This window comes from Corynebacterium propinquum DSM 44285, assembly GCF_000375525.1.
Lineage (GTDB): Bacteria > Actinomycetota > Actinomycetes > Mycobacteriales > Mycobacteriaceae > Corynebacterium > Corynebacterium propinquum.
This window is the reverse complement of the sequence record NZ_AQXC01000005.1, coordinates 123575-143433: the sequence shown is the minus strand read 5'-3', so window position 1 is coordinate 143433 and position 19859 is coordinate 123575. Positions and strand designations below refer to the sequence as shown.

The 19859-nt window shown below is 57.9% G+C and carries 17 protein-coding genes; 5 read left to right on the top strand and 12 right to left on the bottom strand.

Annotated features, from left to right (window positions below; all coding sequences use genetic code 11):
• Positions 1-20: 20 nt before the first annotated feature.
• The 3 genes from B142_RS0106060 to B142_RS0106050 all read right to left on the bottom strand — a co-directional run bounded on the left by B142_RS0106060 (position 21) and on the right by B142_RS0106050 (position 1358).
• Positions 21-356, bottom strand: coding sequence for a hypothetical protein (locus B142_RS0106060; protein WP_236658145.1), 336 nt, complete (start codon positions 354-356; stop codon positions 21-23).
• Between the two features lie 27 nt (positions 357-383).
• Positions 384-755, bottom strand: a complete 372-nt coding sequence (locus tag B142_RS0106055; protein ID WP_018120653.1) for a Rieske (2Fe-2S) protein — start codon at positions 753-755, stop codon at positions 384-386.
• A 129-nt stretch (positions 756-884) separates the two neighbouring features.
• Positions 885-1358, bottom strand: coding sequence for an SdpI family protein (locus tag B142_RS0106050; protein ID WP_018120652.1), 474 nt, complete (start codon positions 1356-1358; stop codon positions 885-887).
• 93 nt (positions 1359-1451) lie between these two features.
• Between B142_RS0106050 and B142_RS0106045 the strand changes: the two genes are divergently transcribed.
• Complete coding sequence (locus B142_RS0106045; protein WP_018120651.1) at positions 1452-2735, top strand: dicarboxylate/amino acid:cation symporter; 1284 nt, start codon at positions 1452-1454, stop codon at positions 2733-2735.
• A gap of 169 nt (positions 2736-2904) precedes the next feature.
• Here the strand turns inward: B142_RS0106045 and trpA are convergent, their stop codons facing one another.
• From trpA to hutH, 8 genes are all read right to left on the bottom strand, one after another.
• Complete coding sequence (gene trpA / locus B142_RS0106040; protein WP_018120650.1) at positions 2905-3735, bottom strand: tryptophan synthase subunit alpha; 831 nt, start codon at positions 3733-3735, stop codon at positions 2905-2907.
• 2 nt (positions 3736-3737) lie between these two features.
• Positions 3738-5006: a tryptophan synthase subunit beta gene (gene trpB / locus B142_RS0106035; RefSeq protein WP_018120649.1), complete on the bottom strand. Its 1269-nt coding sequence runs from the start codon at positions 5004-5006 to the stop codon at positions 3738-3740.
• 105 nt (positions 5007-5111) lie between these two features.
• Positions 5112-6611 (bottom strand): bifunctional indole-3-glycerol-phosphate synthase TrpC/phosphoribosylanthranilate isomerase TrpF, encoded by a 1500-nt coding sequence (gene trpCF, locus B142_RS12070; RefSeq protein ID WP_018120648.1) that lies wholly within the window; start codon positions 6609-6611, stop codon positions 5112-5114.
• Positions 6601-7671: an anthranilate phosphoribosyltransferase gene (gene trpD / locus B142_RS0106025; protein WP_018120647.1), complete on the bottom strand. Its 1071-nt coding sequence runs from the start codon at positions 7669-7671 to the stop codon at positions 6601-6603. The genes trpCF and trpD overlap by 11 nt, the downstream gene beginning before the upstream one ends.
• On the bottom strand, positions 7671-8312 hold the full coding sequence (locus tag B142_RS0106020; protein ID WP_018120646.1) for an anthranilate synthase component II: 642 nt from the start codon (positions 8310-8312) through the stop codon (positions 7671-7673). The genes trpD and B142_RS0106020 overlap by 1 nt, the downstream gene beginning before the upstream one ends.
• Positions 8312-9967, bottom strand: coding sequence for an anthranilate synthase component 1 (locus tag B142_RS0106015; RefSeq protein WP_018120645.1), 1656 nt, complete (start codon positions 9965-9967; stop codon positions 8312-8314). Before B142_RS0106015 ends, B142_RS0106020 begins: the two co-directional genes overlap by 1 nt.
• A 109-nt stretch (positions 9968-10076) precedes the next feature.
• The gene (gene hutI, locus B142_RS0106010; protein ID WP_018120644.1) at positions 10077-11282 is read right to left on the bottom strand and encodes an imidazolonepropionase; all 1206 of its coding nucleotides are present in this window, start codon (positions 11280-11282) and stop codon (positions 10077-10079) included.
• 79 nt (positions 11283-11361) lie between these two features.
• The gene (gene hutH / locus B142_RS0106005; protein ID WP_018120643.1) at positions 11362-12969 is read right to left on the bottom strand and encodes a histidine ammonia-lyase; all 1608 of its coding nucleotides are present in this window, start codon (positions 12967-12969) and stop codon (positions 11362-11364) included.
• A gap of 385 nt (positions 12970-13354) precedes the next feature.
• Between hutH and hutG the strand changes: the two genes are divergently transcribed.
• On the top strand, positions 13355-14326 hold the full coding sequence (gene hutG / locus B142_RS0106000; protein ID WP_026167888.1) for a formimidoylglutamase: 972 nt from the start codon (positions 13355-13357) through the stop codon (positions 14324-14326).
• A gap of 283 nt (positions 14327-14609) precedes the next feature.
• Here the strand turns inward: hutG and B142_RS13560 are convergent, their stop codons facing one another.
• Complete coding sequence (locus tag B142_RS13560; RefSeq protein ID WP_049168057.1) at positions 14610-15041, bottom strand: hypothetical protein; 432 nt, start codon at positions 15039-15041, stop codon at positions 14610-14612.
• Positions 15042-15816: 775 nt separating this feature from the next.
• Between B142_RS13560 and B142_RS0105990 the strand changes: the two genes are divergently transcribed.
• The 3 genes from B142_RS0105990 to B142_RS0105980 all read left to right on the top strand — a co-directional run bounded on the left by B142_RS0105990 (position 15817) and on the right by B142_RS0105980 (position 19806).
• A complete protein-coding gene (locus tag B142_RS0105990; protein WP_018120640.1) occupies positions 15817-17172 on the top strand; it encodes a Na+/H+ antiporter family protein in 1356 nt (451 codons plus the stop codon).
• A gap of 76 nt (positions 17173-17248) precedes the next feature.
• The gene (locus B142_RS0105985; protein WP_018120639.1) at positions 17249-18175 is read left to right on the top strand and encodes an ABC transporter ATP-binding protein; all 927 of its coding nucleotides are present in this window, start codon (positions 17249-17251) and stop codon (positions 18173-18175) included.
• On the top strand, positions 18172-19806 hold the full coding sequence (locus tag B142_RS0105980; protein WP_018120638.1) for a hypothetical protein: 1635 nt from the start codon (positions 18172-18174) through the stop codon (positions 19804-19806). The genes B142_RS0105985 and B142_RS0105980 overlap by 4 nt, the downstream gene beginning before the upstream one ends.
• Positions 19807-19859: the final 53 nt, after the last annotated feature.

Sequence of the window (19859 nt, the reverse complement as noted above, 5' to 3'; positions counted from 1 at the left end):
TTTTCCCGCTCGTGAATTTGTTAGGCCAGTTCTGGGAACCGCTGCTGTACTTCGACCCACCAAGCCGCAAAGGCGTCGTGAGAGAGATGCTGGGTGGTGATGTCCGGATAATCGCCGTAGGTATCTGGATGCGGGACGGTGGTTTTGGGTACGTCGATCTGTCCTGCGCGGTGCATCTCTTCTGCGCTGGTTCCCGGCTTGTCGACGCGCGCTGCCCCAGCGATGACTTCATCTGGTGTCAGCGCGATCATGCGGTGCACTAGGCAACCGGATCCGTTTTCTTCCAAATCCGCGAGGTGAATCGCTTTTCCCGCACCAGGGATGGTCATCGTCAGTCGCGTATATAGATGTTTCACGTGAAACACTCCCCTATTTTTGTGTATTTAACTGTGGACGTTGAGCGCGTTGCCCGCGTCATCGATGGACGCTGGTTCCAAAGGGTCACGGGCCGGGCCTGAGACCACGGAGCCGTCGGCGATCTTGAATACCGAGTTATGCGCCGTGCAGCGTACTTCATCGCCTTCGACTTTGGTGATTAGATTCCGCTGGTGTGGGCATTGTTGGGAGTATGCGACATACTTCCCCTCTTCCGGCTGCGCGATGATGTAGCCGTCGGCAATAATGGCCGATCCCACTGGTACTTCTGCCTTGGCGACTTCCAGCGGGGGTTCTTCACCGCATGCGGCCAGGAATGCACCTGCGACGGTGGTGGCGGTTCCGAGAAGGAATAGGCGGCGGGAACAATTCTGTGCCATGGTGCTCGCTCCTTGCAGTGCGTGTCAGCGGCGTATTGGGTGGGAATTAGGTGCAGCGTTTAATCGTCACAGTGTCGTTAATGCTGAAGGTTATTGCATTCGTGGTTTCGTCACTGTGATTGTGGGTGATTATTGGTTATCGGCCTGTCGAGCGGCTTGGCGGAGCGCATTCACATCGACGCTCGGCGCCTCGGCGATGTCGTGGGTTTCGGCCCCGCCACCGGAAGAACAACACCCACCGGTGGTATCGGCATTTTTCTTCGCGCTGACGTTTTGGTCATAGAGCACTGCGGTACGCGCACCGAGGTTAGCTCCGTAGGATAGTGCGATGATGCCGACGACCGTCGTCACGGCAGGAATCACCCACATGAAACCGCTGGCCTGCAGCGAGACCAATGCACCGAAGGTGAGGCTCGCCCCGGCAACCAGCCAGACTGGGCCAGCGACCGCGTGCGCGGTGATCCATGCTTCTGGTGATTTCCGTGCTTCATGTACCCGTAAACCAAAAACGCTGTTGCCAGGTAACTTCTTTAACGTGGCCAGCCCTCCCACAACGATGACGACGGCGGCCAGGGCGAACAGCAAAATGGGAACGACGATCATGCCCCCAGTCTAGCCCTGCCTGCGAGAATGACGAAAATACTTCGCTATGCTTAATGAGTCCTGAACACCACCATCCATAGTTAAGAGTTTCCTATGAGCGTTCGTAAAGTCGGCTCCTCGCTGCTGTTTCGCGTCGTGGTGGCGATCATCCTCGGTGTTATTACCGGATTATTCTTCCCGGAATGGCTAGCCCGAGTTTTCGTCACCTTTAACGGCTTGTTTAGCCAATTCCTCGGTTTCTTTGTGCCAGTGCTGATTTTCGCATTGATTACTCCGGCGATCGCCGGACTGGGTAAGGGTGCCGGAAAGTGGTTGGGTATCACCACCGGTATTGCTTATCTTTCCACCATCGGCGCCGGGTTGCTGGCCTACGCCGTGGCGGTTTTCGGTTACCCGACTTTGTTGGGCGAGCAATCGCTGGATCTCGATGTCAGCGATGTTGAGGAAGGCGCATTGACGCCGTACTTCGAAGTCGAGATGGCTCCCCCATTCGAAATCATGACCGCGTTGCTGCTCGCGTTCGCCGTGGGGCTGGCAATGACGGCGGTTTCCGCACCCGCGCTGTACAAGGGGGTGCGCGAATTCGAGAAGCTCATCATGAAGGTGATTACCGCCTTCGTCATTCCCCTATTGCCACTGTTCATCTACGGTATTTTCCTGAACCTGATGATGAACGACAACCTGGGTGATGTCATCAATTCCTTTGCCCGCGTGCTGGTGCTCTCCGTCGTCATGACCTGGGTGGTCGTCATCCTGCAGTACCTACTCGCCGGTGCACTGTCGGCAAAGAACCCACTGACCGCGCTGAAGAATATGCTTCCTGCCTACTTCACCGCATTGGGTACTTCTTCTTCTGCCGCCACGATTCCGGTGACCTACAAGTCCGTGCTGAAAAACGGTGTGGCACCAAATATCGCGGGATTCGTGGTTCCACTCGGAGCCACCATGCACCTGTCGGGTTCGATGACCAAGCTGATTCTGTATACCTTCGGCATCGTCTACTTGTCTGGCATGGATGTCAGTTTCGGGCTGGCGCTTGGCTTCATGCTGTTGTTGGGCATCATGATGGTGGCCGCTCCTGGCGTTCCGGGTGGTGCGGTGTACGCGGCACTTGGCTTGTTGGGAAGCATGCTGGGCTTTGACGAAGACATGCTTGCGCTGATGATTGCGGCGTATATTGTTGTTGACTCGTTCGGTACCGCAGCCAATATTACTGGCGACGGTGCGATTGCCTTGTTGATCAACAAGTGGACGAAGAACGGCACGGCAGCAGAAGGTGTTGGATTGCCGGACGACTATGATGTTCCTGCCGCGGGTAAAGCACTGGGCCAGGATTCATCTGGTGCCGCAAAACTGGATGAGCAAAATCTGACTTAGGCAACCGCTGCCAGAAACAGAGACTGTCAGAAACGCACTCACACTGTCAGAAACACACACTGAGAACTGCCAGTGAAAATGATTTAAGCGCCAGGGCTGGTTTAGTCCTGGCGCTTAATGCGTTGCAGCTACCGAATTGCACTACCGCGCTGTTGCTACGGCGCTGTTGCTAACGAGTTGCAGCTTTCATGCGCGCGACGTAGCCGGATACCTCGTCGGCAAGTTCTGCGAGAGTGAACTCGTTACCCTGTTCCGTGGAATTCACCCGGCCAGCAATAATACGGGTAATCGCAGAACCGGTGATCGCACCGTCCGCGCCAGCGGCCAATGCTGCGCGCACGTGCTCAGGCTCCGAAATGCCGAAACCTAAGAGCACCGGTGCACCGTCGAAACGCTTAATCGCATCGACGACAGTATCCAATCCCCCGGTCTCGGCTTCCTTATCGGCGCCAGTGACACCATGCCGGGACAGCGCGTAAATATAACCCGAGGAATTGTCACTGACTGCGCGCAAGGTTTCCTCGCTCGCGCGCGCCGGAGCGATAAAAATTTGCGAGATCCCAGCCTGCTTTGCGGCAGCCACGAATGGCGCTCCTTCGCGGGTGGGAACATCCGGGATCAAAATAGAATCTGCTCCAGCCTCGGCGCACGCGTGATAGAACTGCGCGGTTCCCTTGCTTACCGCCAAATTGCAATAAACCAGCAATCCGATTGGAGTGTTCGGGAATTCCTCGCGGATCTGACGCAATTGCTGAAACGACTTTTCCAGGCTGGCACCCGCGCGTAGCGCACGTTGGTGAGATTTCTCGATCTCCGGACCGTCGGCCACCGGGTCGCTAAAAGGAATGCCGATCTCCAATGCGTCTGCCCCAGCATTCACCGCCGCCCGGATGAGCTCTAGTGAAGCCTCATAGCTGGGATCGCCGAGCATAAAAAACGGCACAAACGCACCCTCGCGTTTTTCGCGAAGTTCAGCAAACAGTGTTTCGTAACGTCCCATGATTATGCTTGGCCCTTCTCGTCATTTTCTGCAGCGGAGTTTGTTTGAGCGGCGTTATCATCTGCATAGCGTTCCCACGCGCCGGACTCATCTTCGAGGTCGCCTAAGACGTGGCGCACGTGGTCGATGTCTTTATCGCCGCGGCCGGACAGCGAGACGACGATGGAGATGTCTTCGTCTTTACGCTTCAGGGCATAGGCCAGCGCATGCGAGGACTCTAGCGCCGGAATGATGCCTTCTTTCTGTGCGAGCAACTGGAACGCTTCCAGTGCTTCGGCGTCGGTAATGCCAACGTAGATCGCACGGCCACTGGCATGCAGGTGTGCGTGCTGCGGGCCGACGCCGGGGTAATCCAGCCCGGCTGAAATGGAATAGGACTCATCAACCTGCCCCTCGGCGTTGCGCATCAGGTACGAGCGCGTGCCGTGCAAAATGCCGACGGTCCCCTGCGTGATGGTTGCGCCGTGGCGACCGGAATCCACGCCTTTGCCGCCCGGTTCTGCTCCGATGAGTTCGACGTCTGGCTCGTCGATGAAGTCCGCGAACATACCGATGGCATTTGAACCGCCGCCGACACAGGCCACGACGACGTCGGGAAGCCCGCCAGTGCGTTCAATCATTTGAGCTTTCGCCTCGGTGGAAATCACGCGGTGGAACTCCCGCACGATCGTTGGGAACGGATGCGGGCCCGCCGCGGTGCCGAGCAAATAGTGCGAGTCTTCAAAGGTGGCGGTCCAATCGCGCAAGGCCTCGTTCACGGCATCCTTCAGCGTGCCGGAACCGGTTTCCACGGAGACCACCTTCGCGCCCATGAGTTCCATGCGGAACACATTGGGTGCTTGCCGACGCACATCCTCGGCGCCCATATACACCACGCATTCGAGATCCAGTAGCGCGCATGCCAGGGCTGTCGCGGTGCCGTGCTGGCCCGCGCCGGTTTCGGCAATCACACGCTTTTTGCCCATCCGCTTGGCCAACAGCGCCTGGCCCAGCACCTGGTTAGTTTTGTGCGCGCCGCCGTGGACGAGATCCTCGCGCTTTAAGAAAATGCGCGCTTTACCGCCCAGGCGGGTGGCTTCGGTTAACGGGGTTGGTCGGCCCAGGTAGTCCTTGAGCAGGCGTGCTAATTCATCCTTGAAGGACTGGTCCTCCATCGCGTCGACGAAGGCGCGCTCTAATTGATCCAGTGCGGGAATCAGGGATTCCGGGACGAATTGCCCGCCGAATTCGCCGAAATATGCCGGCAGAATGGTTGCACGGTCATTGCTCATTGGTGTGTCCTAGTCTGCTATTTCTGGTGCGTCTGTTGCGCTAGCTGCGTTGAGTTAGCTGCTTAATGTGTTGTTCGGATTGCCTTGTGAAGTTACAGTCCCAGTTTATCCCTTGGGCCGGGTGCGTTCGCGCGGTTCCGTGTAATCGCGGATCGTGTGAAAGATGCTGCGGATGAGCGCGGCATCTTTGCGGGGTGCAGCCGCAGCTCCCGCAGTATCGGTGTCCGTGGCCGATGAGGGGGCAACCTCTACCCCGGAGTTGAGATCCATACCGAAGCAGCCGAGTTCCAGTGCGCCCCGGATATTTTCTGGGTTGATTCCACCGGCCAGCAGTGCATGGGGCTTGATCTCGTCGGGAATTCTTCGCCAATCGAAGGAGGTGCCGGTTCCTCCTTGGCCCGCATCGAGGACGAGTTTATCGGCTGCGCCCGGGGCGAGGATCTCGCTGAGTGTTCCCGGTTCTACTTCCGGGGTGGTCATGGAGATGGCGCGCCAGATTTCCACGCCGCGCTCTGCCGGATCGATGCCAGCGTCGCGAAGTTCCGCGCGCACGTCTGCAAGCAATTCCTTCTCCCCAGCGAGGGAACCCTGGTATGGGCTGTGGATCTGCAGGGCGTGAATACCTGGTTGTACTAATTCTGCCCAACCGGTGGTCCGCCGTGAGACAGCGACGTAGCGGAGTCCGGGTTCATCGGCGATGATTTTTTTCGATGTTTCACGTGAAACATTGCGTGGCGATGCCTCTTCGAAGATCAATCCGCCATAGACGGCACCAGCGGCGCGGGCGGCTTGGGCGGTGCTCGGCGTCGTCAAGCCGCATACTTTGTTGTGTCCATAGACCAAAGCGCGGGCAGCCCAATCGGTATCCGGCTGCGACGATAACTGCGAGCCAACCAAAAAACCCGATGCGTGCGCACCTAAGGCCTGCACTGCCCTATTGTTACGGATGCCGGACTCAGAGATCGCCAGCGTCCCCTCCGGCAACAACTTCGCCAGCCGGGCAGTGCGCGATAAATCAATGGAAAGATCGTGCAAGTTCCGGTTATTGATACCCACGATCCGCGCACCCAATTGCAGCGCGCGGGCAACCTCGTCCTCATCGATGACTTCCGTAAGCACGTCCAGCCCCAACTCGTCGGCAAGCGCAGAAAGTTGTGCGTACTCGTCGTCGCCCAGCACCGAGAGCATCAACAAGATCGCATCGGCGCCGTAATAGCGCGCGGCATAAAGCTGGACCGGATCGACGATGAAATCCTTGCACAACACCGGAAGGTGCGTCGACATCGACACCGTGGCCAGATGATCATAATCGCCACCGAAATGCTCCGGCTCGCACAACACGGAAATCCCGGAAGCATAACGCGAATACACCCGCGCAAACTCGCCGGGCTGATAATCCGCCCGGATCACACCCAGCGATGGCGAAGAGGATTTACACTCCATGATGAACGCCTGCGGACGCGCCCGCAGTGAGTCATACAAGCTGCGCTGTGAACGCGGAAGTTGTGCGCGGTCCACATGCGCGATGCGTTCAGCGATAGCCGGGAGATGCGTACGCCGCTGGGCGACGATATTTTCCAACACCGTCGGTAATTTAGTGCTCACCGTAATTGGCCTCCTCGTGGGTTGCTAACCACTGCCTTGCGGTACCGTCGTTGATGATCTGGCTAGCCAGCTCTGTGCCGTCCGCGATGGACTCTGCTTTGCCAATGACATACAGCATCGCGCCGGCATTCACCGCGACGGCGTCATGATGCGCTTGCGGGGCGGTGCCATCGAAAATCGCGCGGATCGCAGCGGCATTCGCGGCGCCATCACCGCCTTCCAAGTCTGCTAATTCGTGGCGGGTGATGCCGAAATCTTCCGGAGTGAGCTCATACTGCGCAATCTCGCCGTCGTTGAGTTCCCAGATCGTGGTCGGACCATGCACCGCGAGCTCATCTGTTCCGGAACCGTGCACGACGAGCGCCCGCTTGCGGCCGAGCTCGCGGAAGACCCGCGCAATGGTTTCGCCGATTTCTGGCCGGGCAACACCCATCAATTGAAATTCTGGGCGTGCCGGTGACAGCAGCGGGCCCAAGGTATTAAACAAGGTGGGAACCTTCAGTGCCTTGCGCACGGGCATGACATGTGCGACGGCTGGGTGATACGCCGGTGCGAACAGAAAGGTGAAGCCAGAATTCTCGAATTGCGTCACTGCGCGGTTCACGTCGAGATCCAGGGGGATATTCAGTGCCTCAAGAACATCCGCGGAACCGGAACGCGACGATACCGAACGGTTGCCGCCTTTGACTACTTTCGCTCCCCCAGCGGCGGCCACCAGCGACGCCGCGGTGGAAATGTTGATGGTGTTGGTGCCGTCGCCGCCGGTACCTGCGGTGTCCAACAAACCAGCACCGGTAACCGGGAACGGGCGCGCGGCATCGATGAATGCCTGGGCGGCGCCGGCGATGTCCGCGAAGGTCTCACCGCGGGTGCGGATCGTCGCCAAGAGCGCGGCGATGTGCACGTTTTCGTACTCACCGACGGTCAGCGGTTGGAACACCGCGCGGGCCTGCTCGACTGTGGGGTCATGATTGTCCAGATACGCCAGCAGTAGGTCCAGCGGTGTGGGGTTCGCGCCAGCGTTGTCGGAGCGGTGGCTCACGGTGCTGTGGTCAGTCATCAGCACTCCCCTTTCGTCAAGAAGTTGATGCAGCGATTCAACAAGACTGGCCCCTTCGGGCTCAAGATCGATTCCGGGTGGAACTGCAAGCCCATGCACGAGCCGTCGGGCGCGTATGCCGCCATGGCGACATCACCCAAGTCAGTCTGTGTCGTTGCTAGTACCTGTAGCTGTTCCGGCGGGTTCGCGCATGCCAACGAGTGATAGCGCGCCACCGGCACCAAACGGCCCACATGATCAGGTTTGTCTGGTTCCTCGTCGATCGTGAGCCCGGCAAACAGTGGGTGCTGTGCCCCGGCATCCGTCAGCGTCATCGGCACCGAGCGGCCATGCACCGGCCCGCAGGGTTCCACGCTGCCACCGTAGTGTTCCAGTAGGGCTTGGAATCCCAGGCAAATACCCAATACCGGAATTTCGCCATGGATGGCGTCGAGAAGCTCCATCATGTTCCCGGTTTCCCGTGGGTGCCCCGGCCCGGGCGAGAACAACAGCAAATCCGGCTTGGCGGCCAGGACCGTCTCGACGGATACCGTGTTACGGAAGACCGTGCAGTGGTGCCCGGCGAGCGCGTCGACCAGGTTGTAAATGAACGAATCGCGGTTGTCGATCACCACGACGTGCGGCTGTGCTGTCATTGCCATTATCGTGCCACCTCCACTGGCGCCCCCAGCGCGACGGCATCGAGCACCGCATACGCCTTGTGTACTGTCTCATCGGCCTCGGCCTGCGGCGTGGAATCACGGACGACGCCGGCACCAGCCTGAATGATCGCTTCCCCATGACGCACGAAAGCACTGCGAATGACGATGCAGTTGTCCATGCGCCCGTCGCCACCGAGATACCCGACCGCGCCGCCGTAGGATCCGCGGCGTTTGCCTTCCACCTCACGCAGCAGGTCCACCGCGCGCAGTTTCGGTGCACCAGTCAGCGTGCCCATGTTCATGCATGCGCGGTAGGCATCGAGGGCGTCGAAATCCTCGTGCAGCGTGGCGGTGACGCGGGACACCAGGTGCATCACGCGCGAATAACGGTCTACTTGCAATAGCTCCGCTACCTTACGCGTGCCAGGGACTGCGACGCGGGCGAGGTCATTGCGCGCCAGGTCCACCAACATGGTGTGCTCGGCCAGTTCCTTGTGGTCGGTGCGCATCTCCAGCTCGTTGCGGATATCGAGTTCATGATTGACGCTGCCATCCGGGTTCAGGCCGCGCGGGCGCGTTCCTGCAATCGGATACAGCTGCACTTCCCGAGTATCCGGCGAAAATTTCAGGTTGGATTCCGGCGAGGCGCCAAACAGCTCGTAGTCTTCGCCGCGGAAGTAGAACATATACGGCGACGGGTTCGTCTGGAGTAGGCGTCGGTAAGAAGAAAACGCATCCGCACATGGGGCGCGGAAGGTGCGCGCAGGCACCACCTGATAAATATCGCCTTGATAAATATTGCCTTTGAGCTGTTCGACGTGGCTGCGGAATTGTTGGTCGTCGATATCTGTGCGCACCTGCAGCGGCTGGCTCTTGTCGACGCCCTGCTCCGGTGGAGCCAGTGGCGTGATCTCAGCTTCGGCTTTCGTGGCATAGGCGGCAAGCCGCTTGTCGACGTCGTCCTGGCTGGTGCCGACGCCACACACATAGGCAGTCTGGGACAGGTGGTCTACTTTGAGTAGTGTTTCTGCTACGACGAATTCGTAATCTGGGTACGTGTTGTCGCCCTCGCTGACCGCGGGTAGGGTTTCGAAGGTTTCTAAAAAGTCGTAGGCGAAGCCGCCGGCCAATAAGGGCAGGTCCGGTACTTCTGTGGCGGGGTCCTGGGTGATCGGGCCCTGGGTTGCGGAGTTCCGGGTTGCGGAGCCCTGTTGAGCGGAACTGTGTTGGTTGGCGTTGCTGCCATACTGCTTGCTCAATTGCAGCCGACGCAGCACCTCTGCCGGGGAGATCGCCAGCAGGCGTTCGCGTTCGTCGGCGGCCTGGGATACCGGGAATTCGAAGACTGCCACTCCCCGACCGCCGCTATTGCCCGCTACTTCATATTCGGAAAGTTCGGTGCGTAATTTCGCTACAATTTCTTCGCCGGTAGCCGTGAGCGCTTGAGCGGTCACGCGGCTTCCCTGGCAGCGAATGCGCACTGCGGAGTCAAGAACCGCCAAGCAGAGAAGATTTTTCTTCGACTCGATATCCGCTGATTCCAGCAGTACTGTGTCTGTGCGCTCGAGCCCGCCGAGGTGGGCGAAAAGCTGCGCCGCATCCGCGTGGTAGCGCAGATCGCGGCGCGCTGTGGGGAGATGTGCAGCAAAATTCATAGCCCCAACAATACTGTGTGGCAGCCGACATGGGCGGCGTGGCCTAGCCTTAAATTCGCGGCGCGGGTCGGCGCCGTCGGGAATGGCAATGTTTCACGTGAAACATTGCTTATTCCACACCGAAAACGAGCTCGCCGTTTTTATAAGTCCGGTAGGTCGCAGGCATGCCTGGGCGGTAGGCCAGCTCGATTGCGTTGGCGAAGTTGAGCACGTGCAAATCCGCTGCCGCACCCGGGACCAAGCTGCCGCGGCCAGGACGGCCCTGTGCGTCTTCCCCACCTTTGACCGGTTGGCGGCGCAGTGCTTTCGCACCGCCCAAGGTTGCGGCTTCGATAGCCTCATCCAAGCTGAGGTCTTGCTGCAGCACCGCGGTGGTAACGCAGAAATTCATCGACGACGTATACGAGGTGCCTGGGTTCAGGTTCGACGCAATCGCGACGGTGGCACCGGCATCCAACAGCTGGCGTGCCGGAGCGAGATCTTGCTTCGTCGACAAGTCACAGGCAGGCAACACCGTAGCGACGGTGTCGCTGCTCGCGAGCGCCTGGATATCGTCGTCGGAAAGGTAATTGACGTGATCCACCGACGCCGCACCAATTTCCACTGCCAAGCGCACGCCGGGGCCCTGTTGTAGCTGGTTACCGTGCACGCGCGGCAATAAACCGCGCTTCTTGCCCGCCTCGAGAACCTTGCGCGATTGTTCCTCGTTAAACGCGCCGGTCTCGCAGAAAACGTCGATCCAGCCAGCGTGCGGCTCCACGGCATCCAGCATCGTGCCGACGACCTCCTCCAGGTATTCGTCGGCATCTGCCCCCGGCGGCACCAGGTGCGCGCCCAAGAAGGTGACATCGTCGACGCCCGTGCTGGCAACCTCAGCGGCCAGAGCCTCGGATTCTGTGTTCAAGCCGTACCCAGTTTTGGTCTCGATCGTCGTCGTTCCGCCCGCGTGGCAGCCCGCGATGCGCTCTTCTAGCAGCTGTTCCAAGCGCTCACGTCCGGCATTGCGGGTAGCTTCCATGGTGGTGGCGATACCACCGGCGGAATACGACTCGCCTGCCATGCGCGCTTCGAATTCCTCGGCGCGGTTGCCATCGAAAATCATGTGCGTGTGTGAATCCACCCAACCTGGCAGTACTGCACGGCCGCCCAGGTCGATCTTTTTCTCGACGCCCTCGGAAAGGTCCTGTGGCAGGTCATTCAAAGCACCGACCCAGGTGATGATGCCATTACCGTCGACGAGCAGCGCGCCGTCTTTAATGGTGCCCGCGTCCGAGACCGTGCGTAGTTCGCTGATGTTGTGGAAAAGTGTGCTCATGGTGCCTTTCGAATGGTGATATTTCGTGTGTGTGGAGATGTCTGCCGGTGCGCAGGGCTTATGCTCCCCTGCTATCTCTCTAATCCAGCGTGCCGACGACGCCCTCGACGCTGGCTACCAGTGCCCCGCTGGCTACCAGCTGGTGGGCGTAAGCGATTTCCGGTGCCAGGTAACGGTCGGTGGTTGGGCCCTCTACCCCTTCGCGCAACAAGGCGATGGCGGCCTTTGTTCCTGGCGCAGATTCTGCCGCGGCGTCACGGCAGCGCATGGTAATCGCGCGGGCGGCGGTGAGGTACTCGATAGCCAACACGCGCTGCAGGCCGTCGACGGCGGTCCGCAGCTTGCGGCCAGCAGACCATCCCATGGACACGTGATCTTCTTGCATCGCGGACGACGGAATGGAATCTGCCGAAGCTGGGTTGGCGGCCCGTTTGAGTTCCGAGACGATACCGGCCTGGGTGTATTGCGCGATCATGTGGCCGGAGTCGACGCCCGGGTCGTCGGCAAGAAACGCTGGCAAGCCGCGGTTGCGGGCGGTGTCTAAGAAGCGGTCGGTGCGGCGCTCGGAAATCGACGCTAGGTCTGCCGCCACGATGGCCAAAAAGTCCAGTACATAGGCCACAGGAGCGCCGTGGAAATTGCCGTTGGAGCGGACTTCCCCATCAATGACCACCGGGTTATCTACGGCGGCGGCAAGCTCGCGTTCTGCGACAGTGATGGCGTGTGTGATGGTATCGCGGAAACCGCCTGTGACCTGCGGCGAGCAGCGTACGGAATAGGCGTCCTGCACCTGGGTTTGCTTGAAGTCTTCTTGTGCGGCCTCCAGCAACGGTGAGTTTGCTGCAACGGTGCGAATATTGCGTGCCGACGACGCCTGGCCCGGGTGCGGACGCAGTTTTTGCAGTTTATCGTCGAACACGCTCAAGGTGCCGTGCAGGCCTTCGACGGTCATCGCGGTGGAGATATCGGCGACCTTTGCCAGATCCTGCAAGTCGGCGATGGCCAGGCACAGCATGCCGAGCATGCCGTCGGTGCCGTTGATCAGCGCCAGGCCTTCTTTTTCCTCCAGCGCGAGCGGGGTGATGCCGGCGTCGGCAAGCGCAGTTGCGGCCGGTTGTGGCTGGTCCGCACCGTTCACGCGGACTTCGCCCTCCCCCAGCAGCGCCAGCGCGCAGTGTGACAGCGGTGCCAGATCGCCCGAACAACCCAGCGATCCGTACTCGTAAACGACCGGGGTAATGCCCGCATTCAGCACGGCCGCGTAGGTTTCGGCGACGACCGGGCGCACGCCGGTGTGTCCAGTGCACAACGTTGACAGACGCAGCAGCATCAACGCGCGGATGACTTCCCGTTCAACCTCTGGCCCGGAACCTGCCGCATGCGAGCGCACCAGCGAGCGTTGCAATTGTGCGCGCATCTCGGACGGAATATGACGGCGGGCCAAGGCGCCGAAGCCGGTAGACACGCCGTAAACCGGGGTTGGTTCGTTGGCGAGGTCATCAATACGTTTGCGGGTGGTCGCGATTCGGTCCAACGCTTCCTGGCTGATTTCTACCGCTGCCCCACCGCGGGCAACCTTGACGACGTCATCGATGCGCAAAGCGCCGAGACCGACGGTGATGGTCTCTTTCTCGTGTGCCGCTAACTGTTGTGCCTGTGACTGTTGTGCTGCTGTGTGCTGTGTCATTGTTTTGGACCGTTCCTTTCGCCTGTCGCGGATGGTGGATAAGGATGGTTGCTAGCAAGTGTTCTTGTGCCAAGTACTCTTTCGCCCAAGCTTAATAAGACTCAGGTGTTCCTGCCCGAGATCCTGTCTTGGATCCCAGACTTAACATTTGCTGTGGATTGTGGCGAGTGCTGCCCCCGTTGCGGCTTCTGGTTCTCCGGTAATTTTTCCCCGTTGAAGCGCTTTGGCCTGCAGAGGGTACGTAATCTTTCCGTCGTGGCAATTTCATCACAGTGACTAAATGAGCAAGAGTCTTAAGGCTCCCGTGACTGACTTTGCAGAAAAACTTTGCGTCACTTCCCCAGGCCTTCTGAGCGCTAAAAATATCCTGATTACACTCGTGTGCATGAGTGATTTTGAGTGGACTGGACGCGTCGATGGACCCGGATCCGAACATGCCCGTTGGCATTCGGTAATACAGACTGATCTCGCTGTTTCTACTGCGGCCGCACAGGGCGACCGGCCATCGCGGCCTGGTGTGGCGCTGATTGGCTTCGCCTCCGATGAGGGTGTGCGTCGCAATGGCGGCCGACAAGGCGCTGCCGGCGGGCCGGATGCACTGCGCACAGCGCTTGGTGGTCTGGCTATTCATGACGACGTCCCGCGTTACGATACCGGGACCGTCACTTATGAAGGCCGGGATTTGGAAGCCGGACAAGAAGAACTTTCACAACGCGTAGCTGCTACCGTGCGCGCTGGACACCTGCCGGTAATTTTGGGCGGAGGCCATGAAACCGCTTTTGCCTCGCACCGCGGTTTGGTTCGCGGATTAAAAAATGAAAATCCGGATGGGTTGCGAGATTTAGGGATTTTCAATTTGGATGCGCATTTTGATCTTCGTGACGCAGATGAGCCAACCTCTGGTACCCCATTCCGACAAATTTCCGAGATCGACGGTGAAAATTTCAGTTATACCGTCTGGGGAATCTCCAAAGCCAATAACACCCGGGTACTTTTTGAAACCGCAGACCGCCTGGGTGTGAACTATCTTCTCGATGAAGATTTGGCTCGTGCCACGGTCAATGAAGTAACTGAAATTGCACACAAAGCCGTCCAAGATTTTAAAAACATACATCTTAGTATTGACTTAGATGTACTTCCGGCGTCGGTGGCGCCCGGAGTGTCAGCTCCAGCCGCGTTGGGTGTGGAAGCTTTGAAGGTTTACGCGATGGCGTTGGCTTTGGCGCAAACCGGAAAGTTGCGCCTCGTCGACGTGGTTGAGCTGAATCCAAAATATGATGTAGATTCACGCACCGCTAAACTGGCAGCACGCATGATTCACGACATTGTTGCCGCGCACGGCGGAACGCAGAAATGAGTCGAAGCAGGGAACGAGGGGAAATAATGAAAAGCCGTAGTCGTCGAAATAGTATGATAGTCAATGAGTTCCGGTTTGTGTAGAGCACTAAACCGGCGGACGTAATGACAAATCTGGTTAATGGCACGCCCGAAAGTCTTTAAGCAAAACTTTCTGACCTGCAGGCTAAGGAGGTGATAGTGCACGTCTCATGCTGACGTTCTGATAGAAATTTGTTGTCTACAAATGCTCATCACATTAAAGAATCAAACCATTCGGCGATGCTCGAAATCCACTCTCCGAACTAAGAGAACAAATCAGGAATCTTCGGAGCTTTCACGATGAGCTCGGAGCCATCGTTTGTCTTAAATTGCACAGCTTTATCTCCACCCAGCAATAAAGCTTTTCCTCTCGGGAGGAATCTGTAACCAATACCGCCCCAAGCAGTATATGAGCCGTCTATAAGTTCTACACTGGCAACGTCGCGTAGGTTGACGTAAAAAACTCGCTTGCGGAAAATGGTTGAATGTATTTCTAAGCTGCTGTTGGATTTCTCGACCGTTACAAAAGACAAGAATAAGGTCGCAAGAAAAGAGAATAATAAAGGCCCGACTGATAAAAGTGCAGTGGTAGAAAATGGATCCAATAAAACCAACAGTCCTAAGATTGACAATCCTAGAACTACAGTTAAGCATATAAGGATATTAGAATGGGTGACGAATTTGGTTCGATTCATTTTGGTTAGAAACTCCTTCTCTTTTGAAATTACGTCAGCCTGGTGAGGTGTATGTTGAGAATTATATCTAAGCTAAGCATATGCACTGTTAACAATAGCTCAAAGGATTCGACGATAGGCCCGAGCTCCAGAAAATGGATGCATTACGGTTGGTACGCAGACCGTGTGCGTGGGCGAAAGCATCGATAACGAGTAAGGCACGTATGTGGTCCGCGAGTGCATAACCCCCCATATTTTGTTGAGTGGATATTAATGACCATGTAGGATAAATGTTGTTACCGCAGATGCAGGACAGGTAGATAATTTCGTCGATTTAGGCGCGGTTCGGTCTGTCAGCCGTATGGTTTTTGATGATTTGTGCGACCGCATTATGATTTTCGGGCCGACAACAGTTAGAGAAAATATCCTTATCCTGTGGGATACGCGGGTTCTGATCTATTTCTAAAAAGAAGAATGGGCAAGCTGTTAAACGTGGCACATCCGTGTAAGGCGAATACTCGGTTCGGTAGTTTTAGACAAACTGGAACCAGACCACCAGCGTGTATTGGTGCCAAAATGTTTTGTAACTTTGCCCAGAATGTCTCGTTGTTCACGCAGTTTGGTGTTTTCTTTTCCAGCTGCAGGATGCGTTCGGAATCATTTGCCGGCTGGGCCAATGGGTGAGACTTACTGTGTTGGGGATCAGCGGGTTGCCAAATACGGCACAACCCCAAAATAAACCGTACAACCAGCGATGGCTATTACTATCGAGGGCCAACGTGTTAAACATGACACTATGAATGCAGTCATTATCGCTGTGGTGGTCATGTTGGGCCTGGCCGTCGCACGTGTACACGTTGTCTTAGCGCTCCTCATCGGCGCAATCGTTGGTGGTCTTGTCGGTGGACTTGGCATCGACGGGTCCTTTATCGCCTTCCAAGAAGGAATTGGTAACGGCGCGTCGATCGCACTGAACTACGCCTTGCTGGGTGCTTTTGCGTTAGCGATCGCCAACGCGGGTCTCCCCCGCCTGCTGGCCGAATCCATCATCAACCGGATTGATGCCGACGACGAAGACACCAAAGAAAAAGCCGTGGCCGTCGCCAAGTGGCTCACCGTCGCGGGCTTGTTGTTGATGGCGATTATGTCGCAAAACCTGGTTCCGGTTCATATCGCGTTTATTCCGCTGATTGTGCCGCCGCTACTATCGGTGTTGAACAAGATGCAGCTGGACCGCCGCCTGATTACCTGTGTGCTGACCTTCGGCCTGGTCACCACCTATTTCTTCGTTCCGGTTGGCTTCGGCAATATCTACATGAATGACATCCTGCGCAACAATATCGTGGAAGCAGGAATGCCGGAGGCAAACACTGTCTCGGTCATGCAGGCCATGGCCATTCCCGCACTAGGAATGCTGGTTGGCGTATTGTTCGCGATCTTCGTCAGCTACCGCAAAAAGCGCGTGTACAAAGACATCCCGATCTCCGAGGACGCCGCCAAAGCCGTCGAGATTTCGCGTTACCGCATCACTATCTCGATAATCGCGCTCGTTGCCACGTTCGGCGTGCAGATCGTGCTGCAATACCTGGATTCGGATGCCGACAGCCTGCTGGCCGGTGCCCTGGTTGGTCTGGCGATCATGCTCGCCTTCCGCGGTGTGGAATGGAAGCAATCCGACGATATCTACACCGAGGGTATGAGTATGATGGCGTTGATCGGTTTCATCATGATCACCGCGCAGGGTTTTGCGAACGTCATGGCCGAAACCGGCGACGTGGAAACGCTCGTCGAATCTACCGCCGCCGCTTTCGACGGTAACCAGGCACTGGCCTCGCTGGCTATGCTGCTGGTCGGCCTCGTCGTCACGATGGGTATCGGATCATCCTTTTCGACGCTGCCGATCATCTCCACCATCTATGTCCCGCTGTGCATCTCGTTGGGCTTTTCCCCGCTAGCCACCGTCGCGCTGGTCGGTACCGCGGGTGCGCTGGGTGATGCGGGCTCCCCAGCCTCCGACTCTACGCTGGGCCCAACCTCTGGTCTGAATGTCGACGGCCAGCACGACCACATCCGCGATTCCGTCATCCCGACGTTCCTGCACTTCAACATCCCACTGATCGCTTTCGGCTGGGCTGCCACGATGCTGCTGTAGGCTCTATTCATGTCCGTGTTGCGCTGCTACGCTCTATATTGCATCTATCGCCAATAGAAGAAAGCGTAGCCTAACAATGAGCGATCCAGCCGTGCCCACCGGTCCTGCATCCGGTGGGCAGTTTTCTGTGCAATCTGAATCATCTGCTTCTCACCAGCCGTCCGAATCTGGGCCTAACCAGAACTCCGCACCGCACCCGAATGCCGCGCTACAGCTGCAGGGTTTGAGCAAGTCCTACGGCGGCAAGGTCGTCGTTCGGGATATTCACCTCACGGTTCCGCGCGGAAGTTTTTATGGCCTCGTCGGGCCGAATGGTTCGGGTAAAACCACCACCGTGCTTATGGCTACGGGCCTGCTGCGCCCCGATGCCGGTACCGTGCTGGTGTGTGGACACAACGTGTGGGGTAGTACGGCCGAGGCCAATGCCGCGAAAGGCGCTTACGGGCTGCTTGCCGACGGCTTGCCCGTTTTTGATCGCCTATCCGGACAGGAATACTTGCATTACCTGGGCTTGCTGCGCGGCATTGACGAGCCCACGGTGGCGCAGCGCTCCCGCGAGTTGCTGGATGCACTGGACCTGGCTGATTCTTCCAGCAAGTTGATCGTCGATTATTCCGCGGGAATGACCAAAAAGATCCTGCTGGCCGGGGCGTTGCTACACCGCCCGGACATTTTGATTCTCGACGAGCCTTTTGAGGCCGTCGATCCGGTTTCTGCGACCACTATCCGCGAGATCCTGCAGGCTTATGTAGCCAGCTCCGGCACAGTGATTATGTCTTCGCACGTGATGGAAACCGTGGAGGCGCTGTGTGATCACGTCGCGGTGATTGGCAAGAACCAGCTGCTTGCCGACGGCACGTTAGACGAGGTGCGCGCTGGTTCTAGCTTGAGCGAGCGCTTTGTGGAATTGGTCGGTGGGCGCCATCTGGCGGAAGGTTCGCTGGGGTGGCTGGCCGGCGCGAAATCGGAGAATTCCACTACCGAGAAGGGGGAGCAGCAGTGACGCACACAGCAGCACAACCCTCGCTACGGGTTTTTACTAGTTTGCACTGGAAGTTGTGGAAGCGGCATTTCAGCACCAATACTTCGCAAATTTTCATCGCCATACTGGTCGCGTTTTATTCCTTCCTCGGGCTGGCTGGCCTCGGCGCATTCACGCTGCTGGGAGCCGCCGAGGGCGAATTCATGCCCATGATTTATAGCCTCGCGGCGGGCACAGTTGGCTACTGGATAGCAGCGCTATTGATGCCGGCGGGCGAGAACCAAGTTGATCCCGCACGAATGGCGGTGTTGCCGCTTACGGAAAAAGTGATCCTACGGGGCTCGGCAGTGACTTCGCTGTTGACGGTGCGCGGAGTTCTGGCAATCTTTAACTCGCTGGTGATGATCGTGCTTGGTGCCGTTGGCTTGGTGCATAATGGCAGTGGGTGGGGCATTGCGGTGTGGATCCCGGCTGTGCTGGGCTCATTCGCGATCACAGTTGCTGGTGGGGAAGCCTTGGCGACGCTGCTGGGCAGTGTCGGAAACCGCAAAAGCAGTGAAAAAGTCGCGATGGCCAGCGCTTTGGGCTTCGTTGTACTAATTTTCGGTTTCAATGTCGTCGCCAACAGTCGGCTAGATTTTTCGCTGCCGTGGGAAGCTCTGTTTGCACTGGTGGCATGGACTCCGTTTGGTGCAGCACCGGGTGCGGCCGTCGCTGTGCTGCAGGCCCACTGGGCAATTGCCCTGGTGCAGGCAGCAATAGCGGCAGTGACGGTAGCGGTGGCGTGGCGCGTGTGGCGCTGGGCGCTGCGGCGTAATGCGCAGACGGCAACCGGCGATTCCGGGGCGGCAGCCACCGGGTCTGAGGCCGGAAGTGTGTTGTTGCCGGGGGTGCGGGCGTCGGCAAGCGGGGCAGTGTTCTCCCTGACCTTGCGGTATTGGCGCCGTGATATTCGGTTTACCTACAGCTTGGTAGTTATGCCGCTGTTTTTGTTGATGATGCTGGCACTGGCCGCGATTAATGATCAGTCCTTTATGGCCTATCTGGCGGTGCTGTTCTTCGTGTTGTTTGCTGCCGGTATGACCTCGAATGCACTCGGGTACGACGGACCGTCGAACTGGGTGCACATGAGCGCTGGGTTGGCGCCGCGCACGTTATTGTGGGCACGCACGCAGGCGGTCTTGCTGCTTACTTTGCCGACCCTGGTGATTTACCTGGTGGTTTTGGTGATGTTGGGGACTGAGCCGACGATCGTGGTGGCGCTCGCGGTAATCGCGGGCTCGGCGGTGTTGCTGAATGCGGGGTTGGCGGCGCTGTTGGCAGTGTGGAATCCGTTTCAGGTTTCCGCGCCGGGCACCAACCCGATGAAGGATAAGTCGGGTTTTTCCGTCGGTGCTGTGATCATGATGCTGGTATCTGTGCTGATGGTGTGGTTACCGCTCGCGCCGGGGATCATCATGATGATTGTTGGCATGAACCTCGGTGATGGTGGTGTCACACAGTTGTCTGGCTTGTCGACGTTGTTCTGGGCTGGCGTTGTTCTGAGTCTGTGTGTTGCGCTGGCTGGGCTTTGGCTGGGGCATGTTGCGGCCGCGAATCGTTTGGAAAAGCGGTGGCCGGAAGTGCTCGCGAAGGTGCGGAATTTTTATTAACGCCGTGCGGTAGTCCGGGAGTGGAGCTGTGAAATTTCATGGCTCTAAGCAGG